The organism is Streptomyces sp. SAS_272 (genome assembly GCF_052543235.1).
Window position 1 is genome coordinate 142,768 of the sequence record NZ_JBMNDR010000009.1, and the last position, 1,970, is coordinate 144,737.

At 68.1% G+C, this 1,970-nt stretch carries 2 protein-coding genes and 1 pseudogene; 2 read left to right on the forward strand and 1 reads right to left on the reverse strand.

What is annotated here, in order from left to right:
* Window positions 1-305, reverse strand: a pseudogene (locus ACN6LD_RS09220) (DUF4158 domain-containing protein); the annotation flags it as partial.
* Window positions 306-588: 283 nt separating this feature from the next.
* On the opposite strand from ACN6LD_RS09220, the gene ACN6LD_RS09225 reads away from it, so the two are divergent.
* Both ACN6LD_RS09225 and ACN6LD_RS09230 read left to right on the forward strand, forming a co-directional pair.
* Window positions 589-888 (forward strand): hypothetical protein, encoded by a 300-nt coding sequence (locus ACN6LD_RS09225; protein WP_107446577.1) that lies wholly within the window; start codon window positions 589-591, stop codon window positions 886-888.
* A gap of 386 nt (window positions 889-1,274) precedes the next feature.
* Window positions 1,275-1,802 (forward strand): hypothetical protein, encoded by a 528-nt coding sequence (locus tag ACN6LD_RS09230; protein WP_445038304.1) that lies wholly within the window; start codon window positions 1,275-1,277, stop codon window positions 1,800-1,802.
* The last annotated feature ends 168 nt before the right edge of the window (window positions 1,803-1,970 follow it).

The window sequence follows — 1,970 nt, forward strand, 5'->3', positions numbered from 1 at the left end:
TAGATCCGCCGGCCGTGGGCGCCCTCGCCGCAGGAACGGCGTTTCCACTTCGTGTACCCGTAGCCCTCGGGGATCTGCTCCTGGTGGTCCCAGCGGGCCTCGCCGCTGCCGTACCCGGCGAACGCGGCCGGCTCCAGCCCGAGCTGCTCGGCGACGTAGGCGACCACCCCGGCGGGCACCTCTTCGGGGTTGTTCAGGGAGGTGCCCAGGTAGCGGATGGTGCCGAGCTGGACGGCCCAGCCGATCCGGTTCCGCGCGCAGCGGGTGGCCATCGCCCTGCGGCGCGCGGTCTGATCCAGCAAGAAGGACCCGGCGAGCTGTCCCTCGTCCGGGTCCTCGGTGAAGTGGCCGAAGCGCCTGCGCTTGTTCCTCGCTCAGAAAGTTGGTGGGCACCGCCCGCTCCTTGATCGTCAGTGTGATTCGCGCGCGACAGTGCCAGGTGACCTGGCGGAGCGTGAGACGATCCCCGATTCCAGCCCAGAGCATCACCCGACGTGATAGACGCGGTGGCCCTGACAGCGGCGGCCCCGGTGGTGCCCCACCGGGGCGCTACAGTCTCCGCATTCATGCAGATCAGAAGGAGGGGACATGGGCAGACGCTGGGGGGTGGCCTCCATAGCCGTGCTTGCGCTCACGACCGGCTGCGGAGCCGAGGTGCAACGCGGGGCCAACGCCTACGACTACGCGGCTGGATATCTGAGCGGACAGACCGAGCAGAGGGCCGGCGGAGACAAGACCGCCGGGTGCGGGAAGCAGTTCCAGGACTACGAAGCCGCTATGGACGAAAGCCCGAACGCAAAGGTGCGGGAGTATTTCACCCAGGGCTGCGCCGATGGCTTCGACGGAGTTGACCCGGCCATGTGGCCCGAAGGCCAAGCCAAGCCGTAACCCGCACCCGGCAGCAACGGCGGCCACGCGGACTCCCGCGCGCCCGAGCCCCGATCCCCCAGTCGGGACTCGTACCGGCCGCCCGTCCTCGAACGCCACCGAGACGGCCTCTGCTAGCGGCCGCAGGTACTCGCCCGTGGCATCCCGCCAGCCCACCTCGAAACCGTCCATCTGCCACAGGCCCCGCCCACTCCAACTCGCGCAGCCCCATGGACATCACTGTGCAGATCCGCAGGGACTGCGCAGACCGAACGGGAACCCCGCGTCCCCGTGATCGCGGGGCGCGATGGCCACCCCAGCGCTGCGACAGATGAAACCCCTCGCCCTTTCCGGCCACGGAGTGCATCCTGATCAGTTATGCCTCGCACTCGACAAGGGGAAGCGACGTGACCGATACTCTCCAGCCGGACCCAGAGATGCTGGGCGCGGCCATGATTGGCTACTACCAGGCTGTGCAGCGATTCCTGCGGGACGCGACGCGGGTGACCGCGCACGAGGATGGCTTCTCCGCCCTTGCCTCCGCGACGGAATGCCTGTTCTGGGCGTGCTCACTTGAAGAGCAGATGCGCGAGAACGACGCGACGTACCTGCGCGATGCTGACGACTACGGCCGCAGGCTCGTCCAAGGGGCCCGTTGGGCGCGTAACCAGGCCACCCACCAGCTTGCGTTCATCATCGCCCACTCCGACGGCCCACAGTATCCGCAGCCCGATCCCGCGACGCTGGTCGAAGTGGTGTGGCGGCCCGCCGACGAGATGCCGGCGCCGAACCGGGAGTACCGGAGCCAACGCGAAGCGTACGACCAGCACCTGGCAGGTCATCCCGTACGCATCACCTTTGAGCGCATCAAGGGCTTCTTCGCGTCTGAGCAGAATCGACCCGGCTCGCTGCTCAACCGCACCACTCAAGCGTGAGCCCAGGGCTGTGCTCTTCGCGCGGAGGCGGCGAGAGAAGCGTCGTAACCAGTCAGCTCCTGCACAGCCCACGGCCCCGGCGTAGTTGTGTGATGTCCGGTTCCGTGCCGGTTGGTCAGATGCCGTAGACGGCGAAGGCGTCCTTGTGGTGGAGGAGGTCGCGGCGGG

Bases quoted from the DNA above. Each gene is read 5' to 3' on its own strand.
- ACN6LD_RS09225 (WP_107446577.1), top strand. From the start codon at position 589: ATGGGCAGACGCTGGGGGGTGGCCTCCATAGCCGTGCTTGCGCTCACG.